Genomic DNA, 15,460 nt, shown 5'->3' with positions numbered 1-15,460 from the left:
CCGGAGGATGCACAGGGCCCTACAGCTCGGTGAGCACGAGCACTCCGAGCACGCCGCCGAGGAAGCCGAGCATCCCCGTATCGGTGGGGCCCCCGGACGGCGACGGGGTGCTGGCCGATGGGGACACGGGGGCGGCCATTGGCGCGCCCGGCGGGGACAGGTCGCGCTGCGTCTTTGCACGCGGGAGGACGACGCCTCGCAGCGACTCCACACGGGCCAGTGCGGGCACCTGATTGATGGGCAGCCGGCCCGACACCACCCGGCCGGCCGCCGCCGCGTCCGTGAGGCCGAGCGCGCACAGATCCGCCCGTAGCTCTTGGGCCGCCGACGCTTTTGCGATGGCATCGATAGAGACGTGCCCGTCGGTCACACGGGCCCCGGGCACGCTCGGTGCGAAGGAATCGCCGCCCTCTCGCCGAAACGCGCGGTACTCGTGGTAGAGCAGCAGCAGGTCCAGGCCGGCCTTGGCAAGCGGTCCGTCTTTGCCCGTCCGGTCGGGCCCGTGAAAGTCCCGGAGCGCCTCCGCCCGGAGGCTATCGGACCGGGGCTGGGCCGGGCTCGGGGCCGGAATGAGAACCGTGGCGAGCAGGAGGATCAGACCGGTTGGCAACAGCGACGAGGACGGCATAGGGGAGGGCCCACTATCGGACGCGAACGAACTGTCGGGTGGCGGTGAAGGAGGGGCCGGTGACGCGAAGGAAATACACGCCGCTCCGCAGATTGTCCCCCAGCGCCAGGGTCTTGGGGTCGTCGGCGCTCAGCGGACCATCGTGGAGAAGCGCCACCCGCTGGCCGAGCACGTTGTAGACCTCGACCCGCACATCCTGGGGCTTTCCCACGACGACCGACACAGCGCCTTCGTCGGTGATTGGATTCGGGGTGACCGCAGACACGCTGTGCGTCGTGGAGAGGGCGCGTGTGAGCGTAATCTCCTTGCTGTAGGTCGTCGACCCGTCGAGGTCTTCCTGCCGGAGCCGAAAGGTGTGGAGGCCGGGGCCGAGCGGCGCCGTGCGGTGGCGGTACGTCCGTGACTCGGCGGTCGTGCCGCCCCCGGCCTCGTACCCGATTGTCTCGAAGGTGCCGTCGCCGCGCTTGTGCTCGATCCCGAACCCGGCGTTGTTGGTCTCGCGGGTCGTCGTCCAGGTGAGCACCGCGCGCTTCTCCTCCACCACCGCCCCAAAGTCGGCCAGCGTCACGGGCAGGGCCGCGGCGGTCGCCCGCATGAACCCGTGCCCGCTCCACGCGTCGACGCCCGACGGGACAGACACGAACGCCCCGTTCCGGGTCTGGCGGTCCGTCACGTCCTGAGCACTCGATTTGAGGTGGTCGTACACCTCCGTGGGGGTGAACCCGGGATTGGCCTCCCAGACGAGGGCCGCGATGGCGGCGGCGTTCGGGGCGGCCGCCGACGTGCCGAAGAAGTTGGGGTGCGTGTCCGTGTCGTACGCCGAGTCAGTGCCGAAGAACGTATTGTCGACGCCGTCGGTCGCGGTGAGGTCGGGCTTCTCGCGGGCCTCCGGGGCCAGGATGGGGATCCCGGTCTCGTCGAACCGAACTTTGATGCCCCCCTTCGAAGAGAACGGCTCCAGCACCGCCGGGTCGACGTTCGCGTTGTACGCCGCGGTGTTGAAGAATGGGGCCGCGGCGACCGCCAGTGCGCCCTCGGCCATGGGGTGGCCGTAGAGGGTGGGGCCGGACGGGGCGTGCTCCTCAATCTCGTAGTTGAACCCGGAGTGGATGTACTTTACGCCGTCGGGGGAGGGCCCGGCGGCCTTCTCGATCACGAGGTGATACGTCGAGTCCGCCGCGCCGTCCTGGTTGGCGTCCACGGCCCCGAGGTTTGTGTAGTCCAGCACCCCCTCCACCGGGAGGCCGAGGGCGTCGCTGTCGCGGGCGGACTGGGCGACGATGCCGAGCGTGTCGTTCACGAGGGCCACGTCGAGGTCCGTGTCCGCCTCCCTCGACCCGTCGACCAACGACGAGGGGTCCGTCCACTGCATCGTAAAGATGCGGAAGGTGCCGCCCGGCCGAATCGTGATGCGCTGCAGGGTGTCGACCGCGCCGCCGGACGGGGCGAAGTCGTGGGCCACGGCCCCGCTGCTGACGACGCCCTGCTTCCCGGAGTCGCGGAAGCCGTCCTGGTAGGCGTTTTGGCCGTCGTTGCCGGCGGCGGAGACGTACGCGACCCCCTCCGCAGCGACACTGTCCACGACGTTCGCGACGGGGCCGTCCTGGAAGAAGGGCTCGGTGTTGTAGCGGACGTCGTCGACGAGGATGTCGCAGTTGCCTTCGTTGGGGTCGGCAAGGGCACGGATGCCCTGCACAAAGGCGGCAATGCCGCCGAAGGCCGTGTGGAAGCCCAGCTCGGCGCCGGGGGCGATGTCGTGGATGAGCTGCAGCATCGCGCGCCCCTCGTCGCTCCCCGGCTCGCTGTCGTCGAGCACGTCCACGGGTGTGGTGCGACCCGCCGGGTTGCCGGGGCCCGGGAGGTCGCCCGACGCGATGTCGTCCCGGGCGGTGGTGGCGGCGGTGGCGCTCCGGTCGTAGCTGTCCGACAACGCACACACCTTCTGCCCACTGCCGTCCACGTTGAGGTCGGCCCGCCCCTCGAAGGCGCGGTGGGCCGTATCGGCCTCCGACCCGACGCGTCCGACGTGCGTCTGGGCGTAGGCGGGCACCATGCCCCGGAGGGACGCCAGCCGGGCGGCGTCGTCGAGGGCCGCGATCGGCAGGCGTCCCGACACCGCCGGGCCGGCCCGGGTGCCCCGTTCCAAGCCGAGGGCCCGCAGGTCAGACAGGAGAGCGCCCGTGTTCGTGGCGACGGCGGTGACCGTGACGGACCGGCCGTCCCGCGAGACGGGCCGGTGGTAGCGGGCGTTTTGGGCCTGGTGCGTGCGCTTTGTGCTCCCGAACAGGCGACGCACCCCCGCGGGGCCGGCCGCCTCGTGCTGGTAGTAAAGCGTGGCGAGGTGCGGCCCGAGCGGAGCGAGTGCACCGTTCCTCTTGGAAGCGGATCGGTTCCGCAGTGCGCGTCGGACCCGTTGCTGGGCCTGCGGGGTCGCGTCCTGGAGTCGGGGGGCGATTGCGGAGGACGCCTGCGGGGCCTGTGCCCCGGCCGTCCCGGGGACGCCCGCAATGAGGCCGCCAAGGAAGAGGGCGGCCCACCAGGGCCGGACAAGCCAGGATCGTTGCACGACGGGGTGGGGAACGTGAAGGGGGCCGGGACGGGGGCACGGACGCCCCTGCAAGCCGCCTTGGCAGGACTACCATTTTACAAACGGAGGATGTCTGGGTCCAACGTGATCTTTTTCCCGGGGGCCTCGTCCGGAAATGGCAAATACCGCTCCCGTCCCTGGCGACGTCAGGACATACCGTACGGGCGGCCTCCCGGGCGAAGGCGAAGCGGCCAGAGCGACATCGGCCCGTGGCCGCCGGTCGGGGCATCGGAGCGGGGGCGAGACGGCTCCGGGGACGGGTGCTTCGTGGGCGGATGGGGGCTCGGTGGGCCTTCGGGGAGGGCGCCCAGCCGAGCGGGAGGGAGGCCGGGCCCGGACACATTCCGTGGGGACGTCAGGGGGAAACTGTCCAGGTCGGCGCTGCGGTCAGTCAGCGCGTCGGGAGGCGATCCACCCGCCCCACAGAAGCTGCCGATAGATCGGTGTCGGCGGGGTGAAGCCGGCGTCGGTGACAATGTGCGTCAAGGCCGCTGGACGGACGAATGAGATGCCTTCTTCAATTTCCTCAAACGCATCCTCCACCGTGTCGGCGTCCAGGCGGGCGCGCATCTGTGTCCGCCACGCGGCCCAGAGCGTGCGGAACGCCTCGTCGGACGCCGGACGGTGAAGGTCGGCCCACACGAGGGGCGCGCCGGGGGGCAGCCGCTCGGCGAGGCCCCGAACGTAGCGCTGCGTGGCCGCCCTCCCGTTGATGAAGTGCGTGACGAGGAGCGACGTGGCGGCGTCGAACGACCGGGCACCGGGCATTTCCTCGACGGCCGCGTCGAGGTACTCGACTCGGTTCTCAAGCCCGGCGTCCGACACGTTGGACCGGCACCGGTCCAGCATCGCGGGCGACGGGTCGACGGCGGTGAACCGCCACCCCGAGTGTGCCTGTCCCATCCGCACAATTTCCGCGCCGGTGCCGGCGCCCGCCACGAGCAGGTGGGCCCGCTCCGGCAGCCGGGCCGCCAGGACGGACGCGACGGTGTCCTGGAGCACATCGTAGCCGGGACAGAGGCGCCGGATGCGATCGTCGTACCCGGCGGCGCGATCGGGGCCGAACTGCTGAACGGAGGGCGCGTCGGACATGCGGCCTGGAACTGTTCGTGATCGGCGTCGAGGGGCGACCTAATGCGACCGGTCCACGCCATCCCACCGCGATCGGGGCGTCGGGGCGTGGTCTCGCAGCACGTCTCGGGCCTCTCCTTGTTCGCCCGACGCCACGGCGCCCACCCGCTCCCGCAGCGTATACATCGACCAGGCCCCTTGAAGCAGGGCGTGGAGGGTGCGGAGCGCCGGTTCAGAGAGCGTGATGGAGACGGGCCCGGCGTCGGTGCCGGCCTGGAGCTGCCACTGGTCCGGCCCGTCGGTATCCTGTACGTTTTGCCAGGCGTGCTTGATTGTATCGGTCAGCACCTCCAGCTCGTCCGCGTCCACCAGCAGCGTGTGCTCGCGGAAGGTGATCTGGATGCGATCGCAGCATGCGCATTGCAGGACGTCGCCGTAGCGGGTTTCGAACAGGCGGTCGGGGCCGTGGAGGTTGTGCATGGTGTTGAGCGTGGGTGTGGAGAGCGTGGGAGTGTGGGGCGCGGGTGCGAAGAACGCGTGGGAAACGGGCTACGACTCCGAGGGCAGGCTTTCGAGGATGGATCGCCAGTCCTCGCGCTCCGACTGGCCGCTCTTGCGCTCGCCGAAGAGGCGGGCGATGACGTCGCCGTCCGCGCCCATCAATTCCAGGGACGTAACCCGGCCGTCGGTCGTGGGCTTCCGTACCACCCAGGCCTGGTCGATCCGCTCCTCGTTGAGGCGGAGCCGGAAGTCCGGGTCGTGCACGTTGTACCACGGCGGCGTGGCCTTGAGCGTCTGAACGGGCCCGGTGTGGATCTGGAGGCAGCCCGGGCTCCCCACGAACACCATGATGGGGGTCTCCTGCTCGGCGGCGGCCCGGAGCGTGTGGCGCAGGGCCGTGTCCGGCACGCGGCGGGTGAAGCGCCCTTCGCCCAGCCGTAGGGCCTGCTCCCGCGAGACATCGTGCTCGCTCAGGAGCGGAAAGAAGTCGTGCGTGTCCTCCAGTTCGCCCCACGCGTGCAGAAACCCCTCCACGTCGATGGCTGCATCGGGCGTCTCGGCCGTATCGGCCTCAACGGGCGTGACGGACTGCTCCGTGGACTGGTCGTCGTGGCGGTACGCGTTGACGAGCGCATCGTAGGCGTCGCGGTCGCTCTTGCGCGTCAGGAAGACCTTGTGGACCGCCGTGCCGTCGCGGTCGAAGAACTGGAGGCTGCGGCGCCCGCCGTCTCGCTCCCCGTCCAGGGGCGTCTCGACGGCGAAGCCGAGGTGCCAGTGGTCCATGAACAGGCGAAGGTCGATGTTGTCCTCCAGCACGAGGCCCAGGCCGTGGGGGTCGGTGAACTCAACGTCGCGGTAGACCCCCGTCTTTTCGTGGACGGCGGCGTCGTTGCGGGTGCGTGCCATCACCGGGCCGAGGGCGTCGAGGCGGTTGAGGAGGCCGCGCCAGCCGCCGCGGAGGCGCGTGACGTGCTCCCCGCAGCCGGTGGCGACGAGCTCGGCCTCGCTTGCGCCCATCCGGGCCGCGGCGGTGCGGAGGCGAACATCGGGGTGCTTCTCCTGGAAGGCTTCCCAGCGCTGTTTGAGGTCGGGGGCAGAGGGGGGCGTAGGCATGGCAGTGGTGGACTGAGGATGTTAGAGCGAGTTGGGAGTGGGCGTCGTCGCCTCGGCCTCGGCGCCGTCGGGGACGATGAGGGGGCACGACTGCGTGGGGTGCGCGAGGACGCACACGGGCCACCCGAACACGTCGCGGATGCACGGGGGCGTGAGTACCGATGCGGGGGGGCCCTGATCGTGAACCGTCCCGTTTGCCATCACGACGACGTGATCGGCAAACTGCGCCGCGAGGTTCAGGTCGTGCAGGATGGCGAGCACGCCGGCCCCCTGGTCCGCGAAGGCGCGGGCCGTGCGCAGCACATTCTGCTGGTGGGCGAGGTCGAGGCTGGCGGTGGGCTCGTCGAGCAGCAGGTATCGGTGTCCGTCGGCCGGGGGCGTCCAGATCTGCGCCAGCGCCCGCGCGAGGTGGACGCGCTGCTGCTCGCCGCCGGACAGGGTCGGGACGTCGCGATCCGCGAAGCCGGCCATTGCCACGGCGGCGAGGGCATCCTCGGCGATGGCCCAGTCTTCCGGGCCCTCCCGGCCCTGCACGTGCGGCGTGCGGCCCATGAGCACGACCTCCAGCACCGAAAAGGCGAAGTGAAGCCGGGAGGCCTGGGGCAGCACGGCCCGCCGTCGCGCCTGCGCCTGCTCGGGGAGCGCGGCGAGCGGACGGCCGTCCAGCTGAACGGCCCCTTCGGATGGCGTGAGCTCGCCGCTGGCCACGCGCAGGAGCGTCGTCTTGCCCGCCCCGTTCGGGCCCACGACCGCCGTCATCTGGCCGGGCCGCACGGCGGCGGACACACGCTCGATGAGCGTGGCGTCCCCGATTTGGACCGCAACATCGTTGAGAGTAATCATGGCAAGACCGCACAGGCGCGTCGCTCATTCCCCACGACGCGTGTCTGTAGGGGTTCGTATGATGGATCGCGGAGCACGGAGGCCCCCACCGAGGGAGACCGTCGGGGCGATGTGGGCGTCAGAACCGGACTTCGCTTGTCAGCGTCTGATCGCCGCGCCTCACAACCACGGGGGTCGCGTCTCCCGGCGCCAGCTCGCCGAGGGCGTCCATGTAGGCATAAATGTCGTCGACCGTCACGTCGCCGACGCGCACCACCACGTCGCCCGCCCGGAGTCCCGCACGGGCCGCGGGGCCATCGTCTTCGGTCACCGCGTCGATGCGCATCCCCTCGCCCTCGAAGGTGTAGTCGGGCATCACGCCCAGGGTCACGTCGAACGACGTCCGGCGGCCCTGGGGCTCATTGTCGGTCTCGGTGAATGAGAGGGCCCCGTCGTCCTCCAGGGCCTCGACGACGCGGACGGCGAACGTGGCGACGTCGCGCAGCCCATCGTAGTCGATCCGGTGGCTGTCGTCGGCGGGCGTGTGGTAGTCGTCGTGGCTGCCGGTGAAAAAGTGCACCGCGGGGATCTCCTCCAGGTAGAACGAGGAGTGGTCGGAGGCGCCGAGGCCGGACGGGTCTTCGGCGAGCGTGATGTTGGTCGCGCTGGCCGCCGCGTCGAGGGCGGGGGGCCAGGCGGGCGAGGTGCCGGTGCCGCTCACCACCAGCCGCCGCGAATCGCCGAGGCGGCCCACCATGTCGAGGTTGAGCATGTAGCGGACCTGTGGGGTGGGCACCGGCATCGCGTCGACGAAGTGCTTCGAGCCGTAGAGCCCCAGCTCCTCCCCCGAGAAGGCGACGAAGAGGACGTTGCTGTTCAGGGGGTCGGACGCTTTGAGCTGGCGGGCGATTTCCAGCAGGGCCGCCACGCCGCTCGCGTTGTCGTCGGCGCCGTTGTGGATGAGCGAGTCGCCCGGTGCCCGGGAGCCCGGGCCGCCGTAGCCGAGCCCGTCGTAGTGCGCGCCGATGACGACGGTGCGCTTGGCCCCGCGGTCGAGGTGCGCCACGACGTTGCGGCCGGTGCGCGGCGTCCCGTGTCCCGACGGCGCGTGCGGATTTGGGCTGTACGTGAAGTCAAACGGCTGCGTCCAGGTGCTGTCGAGCCCCGGCGCGAGCCCCAGCTCCCGAAAGCGCTGCACGAGGTACTGGGCGGCGAGGCGCGCCCCTTTGGTCCCCGTCGCGCGGCCCCGCAGCAGATCGGCCGAGAGGTAGCCCACGTCGACCCGCAGGTCGTGGAGCGCGGGGGGAGCAGCGGACGGCGCGGGCTGGGCACGCCCGGCATCGGTCGAGCAGGCGCCCAGAAGCAGCAATGTGAGGGCGATGGGGAAGCGGGCGAGCCGGAGCATAAGGGTGCGCGGGGCGGGTGCGGAGTGAGAACGGCGAGGCAGTGTGCAGGTGGGGGGCTGTGGTCAGAACGAGTATCCGGCCCCCCGGGTGCGGTCGCGCAGGAGGAGCCACAGGAAGAAGGGCGCCCCTACGAGGGCCGTCACGATGCCGATCGGCAACTCGGCGGGCGCCACGATGGTGCGGGCCAGCACGTCGGCCCCCAGGAGAAGCGCGCCCCCGAGGAGCGCCGAGCCGGGGATGAGGACCCGGTGGTCCGGCCCCACGGCCAGGCGCAGCAGGTGCGGCACCACGAGCCCGATGAAGCCGATGACGCCGCTCACCGCCACGGCGGCGCCCACCACGAGGGCCGCCAGCGTGACGACGAGTTTCTTCGTCCGCTCGATGTTGATGCCGAGGTGGTAGGCCTCCCCTTCCCCCAGCAGCAGGGCGTTGAGCGGGCGTGCCAGGAAGGGCGCCGCAATCATGCCGCCGAGGAGGCACGGCCCCACGACGGCGAGCTGCGTCCAGGTGGCCCCGCCGAGGCTGCCCAGCGTCCAGAACGTGAGGTCGCGGAGCTGGTCGTCGTCCGCGATGAACGTCATGAGGCCGGTCCCCGCCCCGGCCAGCGCGTTGATGGCGATGCCCGCCAGGAGCATGGTCGCCACGGAGGTCTGCCCGTTCCGCGTGCCGAGGCGGTAGACGACCACCGTGGCCCCCACCCCCCCTACGAAGGCCGCCGCCGGCAGCAGCACGGCCCCCAGGGTGTTGCCCCAGGCGCCGAACAGCGTGCTCCCCAGCACGATCGTGACCACCGCCGCCAGCGCGGCCCCGCTCGACACCCCGATGAGGCTCGGGTCCGCCAGCGGGTTGCGGAAGAGGCCCTGCATCACCGCCCCGCTCACGGCAAGCCCGCCGCCCACGCCCACCCCCAGCAGGACCCGCGGCAGCCGGATGGCCGTGAGCACGAGGGCCTGTCGGTGCTCGTAGGACCACGGCAGCGCGAGGCCGACCTGGTCGCCAAGGATGGCCAGCACCTGCCCCGGCGAAATAGCCACGGCCCCCACGGCCAGGCCCGCCGCGATGGCCCCGAGCAGCAGCGCGACGAGGCCCGTCAACATCCGCCACGCACGGCCCCGCTGCCGGGCCCGTCTCGACGACGCGGCGCCGGACGGGCGAGGGCCCTCCCGCGCATCGGTGCGCGTGTCCGTCCCAGAATCCGTCGTAACCGCGGAGAAATCCATGCCGCGCTACTGTTGGGATGCAGACGACGAAGGCGCGGCCGACTCCAGGGCGGGGTGCAGCTTCTCCGTGAGCCCCTTCACCGCCGTTCCGAGCCGGGGGCCAAACCCGAGCAGAAGCAGGTCGTCCATCGCCACCACGCGTCGGTTCTCGCCGGCGGGCGTAAGCGGAATGCCCGGCTGCTCCATCAGCCCCTCCACGCCGCCGATGCTCTCCAGCCCCCGCGTGAGCATGAGAATCACGTCCGGCTCGGCGCCCACCACCGCCTCGGCGGACATCGGCTTGAAGCCGTCGAAGCCGGTGATGGCGTTTTCGCCCCCGGCCAGCTCGATCATCGCCTCCGCCGAGCTCCCCTGGCCCGCTACGCTCATCGACCCGCTGCCCCGGGCGTAGATGAAGAGCACCTCCGGCGTCGACTCGGCCCGCCGACGGAGCGCGCGGGCCGCCTCCAGGTCCTCCTCCATGTTCCGGATCAGCGAGTCGGCCCTCGCCTCGCGCCCGAGCAGCCCGGCGATCCGCCGAATCTTCTGCTTCGCCCCTGCGACGCTCGACGTGTCAGGCACCAGCACAGTGCGGACGCCCGCACTCCGAAACTGGTCGAGGACGGCGGGCGGCCCGGTGCCGTCCAGCGCCAAAATCAGCGACGGGTCGAGCGAGAGGACGCCCTCTGCGGGCACCTGTCGGAAGTAGCCCACGCTGGGGGTCTCGGTGGCCGCGTCCGGGTAGACGCTCGACGCGTCGACCCCCACGACCTGGTCGCCGGCTCCCAGCGCGTACACGATCTCGGTAACGGAGCCGCCGAGCGTGACGATGCGGCTGGGGTCGGCGGGGGATTGGCCGTCGGCGGGAGGCGCGAGGAAAAGTGCGCCGGCAAGGAGGCTGAGGAGGAGTCGAGACATGGGGGGGCGGGGTGCGTGAGCGGTGATGCGTGAGGAGAGTGGCGCTGCCGTCAGTGAGCCTGTGCCACGTCCTCGATTCAGGATTCAAGTCGCACGTGTCACGCGTCACTCGAAGCTCGTGCCGTCGTCCTGAAGGACGTACTCGAACGTGTAGTAGCGCGACTCGGCGCCGCTCTCGGCCGGATTGTCGGGGGCGCCCTCGTAGTAGCTGAGGATGCGGAGCTTGGCGTACGAGTCCCCATCGGCGGTACGGACGACGATGGTGTGGCCCGGCGTTGGGCGGACGACGTGGTTGCCGTTTTCGTTGTAGTTGTACCAGTCCTCTACGGCGTGATGGGTGAGGCTATCGGGAGTCACCTCGGAGACCTCCTGAAAGGCGTTCTCGGCGACGTGGGCTGCGCCTTGTCCGGGACCGTTCGGGCCGCCGTTCACAATAATGTCGGTGCCCCGGAAGGCGAGGTCCCACGTGGTGGAGGCCGAATCAGTGCGGGCCTTCTCGTCGGAGTGCAGGACGACAGAGCTGTCCCGAAGACTGAAGAAGGCAAACCGGTTGTGCCCCTGTGGGTACCCCCCGCTGCCGGTGGTGTCGGGGTCGCCAGGGAGGTTCTCGACACGGGTCATGGTGAGGGGGGCGTCGTTTCCTCCGTCGCCGCCGGACACGCCGGTGCTGTCGCAGCCGGTGAGGGCGAGGGCGCCGCCGAGAAGTAGAATCGAAAGAAGGGAGGAGATGCGTCGCATGGTGTGGTGCAGTCGTCGACTGTGAAAGAGAATGCTCATTCTCGTAGTGCGTATTGCGTGTTGCGTAGTGCGTAATTGCTTAAAACTGGGCCTGGAGCGATACGAACCACTGCCGCCCCGGGATGGAGGGGACGCGGCGCGGGTTGGTGTAGCCGAGGAGGTTTTCGCCGCCGGCCCGCAGCGTGTAGGTGTTTCGGACGGTCTTGGAGAGCGTGGCGTCCCAGCGCGTGCGGGCCTCCACGTATTCGCGGTCGACATCGACGATGCCGTTGCCGTTGCGGTCGGCGTAGCCGGCGCGGCCGCGGAGCGTCCCCTGCACGTTGGCGGTGAGTCCAAACGGCAGGGCCATGTGCCGGAGCTGCACGGTGCCGGTGTGGGCCGGTCGTCCGGGCAGGCCGGCGTAGTCGTCGGGGGAGACCTGCACGTCCCGTCCGTCTTCCCGCCGGTAGACGTCGCCGGCCTCCAGCTCGTCGAGCACCTGCCGGTCCTTGGCCTCCAGGTAGTCGTAGCCGAGCTGCACGCGAAGGGCAGAGGTTGGGCGAAGGGTAAGCCGGGCCTCCACGCCCCGGGTGTATATCTCGTTGCGGTTGACGTAGGTGAACACGCTCTGCCCATTGGTCTTGCGCGCCACCGCCTCGGCGTCAATCAGGTTGTCCACCTCGTTGTGGTAGGCATCGAGGCGGAGTGTGGCGTCGCCCCAGAGCGACGCGGTGAAGCCGGCGTTGAAGGCCCACGAGGTTTCGGGGGCCAGCGGCGCGCCCAGCGCGCTCGGGCTGCGGAAGAAGGTGTCGATCTGGCCCTGGTCCTCGAACTGCCGGAGGCCGCGCTGCGCCTCCGTCGCGCCGAGGACGCTGTATCCGGCCTGCGGGTTGGTAAAGTTGAGGTAGAGCTGTCGGAAGGCCGGCGCCTTGTAGCCGCTGCCTACGGAGGCGTGGAACGACACGCGCTCGAAGGGCGCGTAGCGGACGGCCATCTTGGGGCTCAGGCGGGAGGCGTAGTCGCTGTTGCCGTCAAGCCGGAGGCTGCCCGTCACGTCGAGCGTCTCTAGGGGGCTCCACTCGTCCTGCACGAAGCCAAAGCCCCCGCGCCGGGTCCCGGTCTTGCGGTCGGCGTCGATGGTCTCGACGGTCGTGCCCGCCCCGACGGTCAGCAGGTGATTGTTGCCGAGGGCCCCGCGGAGCACCGCCTCGGCCTCCCCGTGGTACTGGTCGAGTGCCGATTCGCTGCGGATCGTGCCGTCGTCGACGCGGCGGAGCGACTGGTCGGTGTGGTAGCCCGCGCCGTAGAGCGTGCCGGTGAGCCGCCACCCCGCGCCCAGTTGCTGCTCGACCTCGGCGGACGCGTTCCAGTCGTGCCGGTCGTTTTGCTGCGCGTGGCGGATGTCGCCCTGGGTTCCGTCCGCGCTGATGCCGACGTCGTAGTTCTGCGACTGCGTGGCGAAGCGGCCGCGCAGAGAAAATGTGGTGCTCGGGCTGGCTTCATACTGCCCCCGGGCCTGGGCCGTGTAGTCGACGTAGCCGGGGCGGGTGGGGGCGAGGCTCGCGGAAGACAGGTCGTAGCCGCCCGTTCGGTACCGATCCACGAAGACCGATCCCTGCCACGGCCCGCTCGTCCCCTCCAGCCGGGCACTCAGGTCGACAGTCCCGTGCGTCCCGTACCGGGTGCGCACCTCGCCCCCCAAGCCCCCGGTCGGGGCGCCGGTGATGAAGTTGACGACCCCCGCCAGGGCCTCACTGCCGTACAGCGAGGAGGTCGGGCCCCGCACCACCTCCACACGCTCGATGTTGGCCGTGGTGAGCCGGCCAAGGTCGAGCGTGCCGGCGGTGCGCCCGACGATGGGCTCTCCATCCAGCAGGATCAACGTGTACTCGGGACCGAGCCCCCGCATCTGGAGGCCCGAGCCGTGGTCGTTGTTGATGGAGAGGCCGGGCTGGCTGGCCAGCAGGTCCGTGGCCCGGGCGGCGCCCTGCGCCTCGATTTCCTGCCGGCTAATGACCGACACCGGCACGCCCACGTCGTCGGCCGGCCGCTCGGCGCGGGTGGCGGTGACCACGACCTGCTCCATGTCGAGCTGCCAGAGCGAATCGGCGCGGGCCGTCGTGTCGGCGACCGGTCGCGCCGGGGCCGGCTGGGCCTGCGTGGGGGCGTTGAGAAGGGGCAGAAGGCCGATGAGAAGGAGCAAAAGGGCGGGGGAGCGCATCGTGATTCTGTCGATAAGCCTTATTTAGACTAGTTCTAAACTAGCACTGCACCCCAACGGTATTGGTCGTGGGGCGCACTTGCAAGGCCGCGTCCGGCCTCTGGGCGTGAAGATCGCGTGGACGTGTGGCGCTAGGCGAGTCGGTCGCGGAGCGCACGGGCCCGTCGTCGGCTCATCGAGAGCGGGTCGTCCCGGCCCTCAACGTGGACGCTGTAGGTCCGGCCGTCTCCCTGCTCTACGGTGGCCACGCGCTCGACGTTGACGATCGTGGAGCGGTGGATCCGGGCGAAGTGAGCATCGGGCAGTCGGTCGGTCCACGTCGAGAGGGTCGTGGAGGTGAGGGCCGTGGTGCCGTCCGCAACGTAGAGCTCGGTGTAGTTGCCGGCCGCCTCGATACAAATGATCTCGCGGACCTGGATGAAGCGGGGGCGGCGCCCATCCTCGTAGAAGAAGAGGTCGTCGTACCGGAAGCCTTCGGGGTCGGTCGCGTCATCCTCGGGAAGGGCCGTCTCCGCCGTGCGGGTGCGCTGGAGGGCCTCGGCGAGGCGGTCCGGGTCGACGGGCTTGAGGAGGTAGTCGAGCGCGTTCACCTCGAAGGCCCGCACGGCGTACTCGTCGTGGGCGGTGATAAAGACCACCTGCACGGGGGCCTCCACGCGGTCGAGCAGGTCGAAGCCCGTCTCGCCTCGCAGCTGAATGTCGAGCAGCACCACGTCCGGCGCCTCGGTGCGGATTTGCTCGGCGGCCGCGTCTACGCTCCCGGCCTCCCCCGTCACCGCGACGCCCGCCACGCCGTGGAGGGCACTGCGGATGGAGCGGCGCGCCAGCCGCTCGTCGTCGACGATCAGAATCTGGAGGGGATCAGGCATGAGGGTTGAGGGCCGCCGTGTCGATCTCGATGCGGACGCGGACCCAGCCGTCCTCCTCGGTGACGGCCAGCCGGTGCCGGTCCGGGTGCTGCGTGGCCAGTCGGCGCCGGACGTTGTCGAGGCCGGTCCCAGTGCCGTCCGCGTCGGAGGCCGCCTCGCGCCAGTGTCCCGTGTTGGCCACCTCCACCGCGAGGACGTCCTCCGTAACCGTGCCGGCGACGCGGACGCGCAGCGGCGTCGGGCTTGTGTAGGGACCGTGCTTCACGGCGTTCTCCACGAGCGGCAGCACCAGAAACGACGGCACGACGCGACGCCCCGCCTCGGCGTCCAGGTCCACCGCCACGTGCAAGTCGTCTTCGAAGCGAATCTTCTCGACGGCGAGGTAGTGTTCGGCGGCCTCCACTTCGTCGCGGAGGGGGACGTTCAGGGCCTCCTCGTCGAGCAGCGTGTAGCGGAGGAAGCCCGACAGCTCGCGTACCGCCGTCTTCACGCGCTGCGGATTCTCGTCGGCCAGGGCGCCGATGGTGTTGAGGGCATTGAAGAAGAAGTGGGGGTTCAGCTGGTAGCGCAGCATGCGCAGCCGGGCGCGCTGCGCCGCCGCGTCGGCCCGCAGCAGACGCCGCTCCTGCCGCTGCTGCGCGTACCACTGCGCAAGGCCGAGGTAGAGGCCGCTCCAGGCGAGCATAACAATGGGGAACGCTGCGACACCGGACAGGATGGAGCCCTCGCCGGGGCGAAGGGCCGTGACGCCCACGACGGGCGCGATGAACGGGTTGACCCAGTCGACGCCCCATGTCTTGGCCTGATACCAGAGCAGTCCCGTCGCCACGCCCCCCGCGACGATTGCCAGCCCCTGCCACAGGAGCGTCCGTCGGCGCAGACCAGCGGTCCAGTAGAGGGTGCCGAGGGCGGTGCTCAGGAGCAGGCCACTCCCCGCCGCGATGAGGGTCTGCTTCCACAGGAGGTCCGCGAACGGCTGATGGGGACGGAGCGTGAGGCAGTACGCGACGCCGTAGATGAGCCACACGGCCCCCTGCAGGCCTCCGATGGTCGCAGGCCGCAACGGTGGGGCGGACGAGGACGAGGCAGCGGTGATGGAAGAGGCGGGGTTCTCCATCATTTGCAAAACCAGCCGGTCCTTTTGGGATGATCACGCAGATCCTGGCCTCAGCGCCGTCCTCCTGGAGGCGTTTCTCCCGGCCTCGATGAGTCGGACGCCCGGACAGAGGCGATCACGAAGCGGCCAAAATCATCGGTGTCTGAGCGAGCCTGCGAGCGAGTTTCGATGATTTTAGCGAAGTGGGAGCCGATGTCAGTCCGAGTCATCGCAGCCGTGATCTTTTTGGTTCGTTTTTGCATCTAGGCAAAAATGAACGTCTCTCTTCAAAGAAGGACTTTGGCGGGGAAA

13 protein-coding genes are annotated in these 15,460 nt (G+C 70.2%); all 13 read right to left on the bottom strand.

Annotation, left to right across the window (positions count from 1 at the left end; genetic code table 11):
• Positions 1 to 19 precede the first annotated feature (19 nt).
• Positions 20 to 628 (bottom strand): hypothetical protein, encoded by a 609-nt coding sequence (locus OJA40_RS07310; protein ID WP_208425810.1) that lies wholly within the window; start codon positions 626 to 628, stop codon positions 20 to 22.
• Between the two features lie 13 nt (positions 629 to 641).
• Entirely contained in the window at positions 642 to 3,194 is a 2,553-nt protein-coding gene (locus tag OJA40_RS07305) for a S8 family serine peptidase (protein ID WP_263810228.1), read from the bottom strand.
• Between the two features lie 408 nt (positions 3,195 to 3,602).
• Complete coding sequence (locus OJA40_RS07300; RefSeq protein WP_208425812.1) at positions 3,603 to 4,307, bottom strand: class I SAM-dependent methyltransferase; 705 nt, start codon at positions 4,305 to 4,307, stop codon at positions 3,603 to 3,605.
• Positions 4,308 to 4,346: 39 nt separating this feature from the next.
• Complete coding sequence (locus OJA40_RS07295; RefSeq protein WP_208425813.1) at positions 4,347 to 4,766, bottom strand: hypothetical protein; 420 nt, start codon at positions 4,764 to 4,766, stop codon at positions 4,347 to 4,349.
• 69 nt (positions 4,767 to 4,835) lie between these two features.
• Entirely contained in the window at positions 4,836 to 5,900 is a 1,065-nt protein-coding gene (locus OJA40_RS07290) for a hemin-degrading factor (RefSeq protein ID WP_208425814.1), read from the bottom strand.
• A gap of 21 nt (positions 5,901 to 5,921) precedes the next feature.
• Positions 5,922 to 6,743, bottom strand: coding sequence for a heme ABC transporter ATP-binding protein (locus tag OJA40_RS07285; protein ID WP_208425815.1), 822 nt, complete (start codon positions 6,741 to 6,743; stop codon positions 5,922 to 5,924).
• Between the two features lie 118 nt (positions 6,744 to 6,861).
• Positions 6,862 to 8,127 carry a M20/M25/M40 family metallo-hydrolase gene (locus OJA40_RS07280; RefSeq protein ID WP_263810226.1) on the bottom strand — a complete coding sequence of 422 codons (1,266 nt, stop codon included), beginning with the start codon at positions 8,125 to 8,127 and terminating at the stop codon, positions 6,862 to 6,864.
• Between the two features lie 63 nt (positions 8,128 to 8,190).
• Complete coding sequence (locus OJA40_RS07275; RefSeq protein ID WP_263810224.1) at positions 8,191 to 9,348, bottom strand: FecCD family ABC transporter permease; 1,158 nt, start codon at positions 9,346 to 9,348, stop codon at positions 8,191 to 8,193.
• Between the two features lie 6 nt (positions 9,349 to 9,354).
• On the bottom strand, positions 9,355 to 10,245 hold the full coding sequence (locus OJA40_RS07270; RefSeq protein WP_263808804.1) for a heme/hemin ABC transporter substrate-binding protein: 891 nt from the start codon (positions 10,243 to 10,245) through the stop codon (positions 9,355 to 9,357).
• A gap of 105 nt (positions 10,246 to 10,350) precedes the next feature.
• On the bottom strand, positions 10,351 to 11,022 hold the full coding sequence (locus tag OJA40_RS07265) for an HmuY family protein (RefSeq protein WP_263810223.1): 672 nt from the start codon (positions 11,020 to 11,022) through the stop codon (positions 10,351 to 10,353).
• A 40-nt stretch (positions 11,023 to 11,062) separates the two neighbouring features.
• Entirely contained in the window at positions 11,063 to 13,183 is a 2,121-nt protein-coding gene (locus OJA40_RS07260) for a TonB-dependent receptor plug domain-containing protein (protein ID WP_263810222.1), read from the bottom strand.
• Between the two features lie 131 nt (positions 13,184 to 13,314).
• The gene (locus tag OJA40_RS07255; protein WP_208425818.1) at positions 13,315 to 14,052 is read right to left on the bottom strand and encodes a LytR/AlgR family response regulator transcription factor; all 738 of its coding nucleotides are present in this window, start codon (positions 14,050 to 14,052) and stop codon (positions 13,315 to 13,317) included.
• Complete coding sequence (locus tag OJA40_RS07250; RefSeq protein WP_208425819.1) at positions 14,045 to 15,172, bottom strand: sensor histidine kinase; 1,128 nt, start codon at positions 15,170 to 15,172, stop codon at positions 14,045 to 14,047. Before OJA40_RS07250 ends, OJA40_RS07255 begins: the two co-directional genes overlap by 8 nt.
• Positions 15,173 to 15,460 lie beyond the last annotated feature (288 nt).

The organism is Salinibacter pepae, assembly GCF_947077775.1.
GTDB classification, from domain to species: domain Bacteria; phylum Bacteroidota; class Rhodothermia; order Rhodothermales; family Salinibacteraceae; genus Salinibacter; species Salinibacter pepae.
The sequence above is the reverse complement of the archived record's forward strand: the minus strand, read 5'-3'. Positions and strand labels throughout refer to the sequence as shown.

Coding starts and splice junctions, on each gene's coding strand:
- OJA40_RS07310 (WP_208425810.1), bottom strand. CDS start 628: ATGCCGTCCTCGTCGCTGTTGCCAACCGGTCTGATCCTCCTGCTCGCC.
- OJA40_RS07300 (WP_208425812.1), bottom strand. CDS start 4,307: ATGTCCGACGCGCCCTCCGTTCAGCAGTTCGGCCCCGATCGCGCCGCC.
- OJA40_RS07295 (WP_208425813.1), bottom strand. CDS start 4,766: ATGCACAACCTCCACGGCCCCGACCGCCTGTTCGAAACCCGCTACGGC.
- OJA40_RS07290 (WP_208425814.1), bottom strand. CDS start 5,900: ATGCCTACGCCCCCCTCTGCCCCCGACCTCAAACAGCGCTGGGAAGCC.
- OJA40_RS07285 (WP_208425815.1), bottom strand. CDS start 6,743: ATGATTACTCTCAACGATGTTGCGGTCCAAATCGGGGACGCCACGCTC.
- OJA40_RS07280 (WP_263810226.1), bottom strand. CDS start 8,127: ATGCTCCGGCTCGCCCGCTTCCCCATCGCCCTCACATTGCTGCTTCTG.
- OJA40_RS07275 (WP_263810224.1), bottom strand. CDS start 9,348: ATGGATTTCTCCGCGGTTACGACGGATTCTGGGACGGACACGCGCACC.
- OJA40_RS07270 (WP_263808804.1), bottom strand. CDS start 10,245: ATGTCTCGACTCCTCCTCAGCCTCCTTGCCGGCGCACTTTTCCTCGCG.
- OJA40_RS07265 (WP_263810223.1), bottom strand. CDS start 11,022: ATGAGCATTCTCTTTCACAGTCGACGACTGCACCACACCATGCGACGC.
- OJA40_RS07260 (WP_263810222.1), bottom strand. CDS start 13,183: ATGCGCTCCCCCGCCCTTTTGCTCCTTCTCATCGGCCTTCTGCCCCTT.
- OJA40_RS07255 (WP_208425818.1), bottom strand. CDS start 14,052: ATGCCTGATCCCCTCCAGATTCTGATCGTCGACGACGAGCGGCTGGCG.
- OJA40_RS07250 (WP_208425819.1), bottom strand. CDS start 15,172: ATGATGGAGAACCCCGCCTCTTCCATCACCGCTGCCTCGTCCTCGTCC.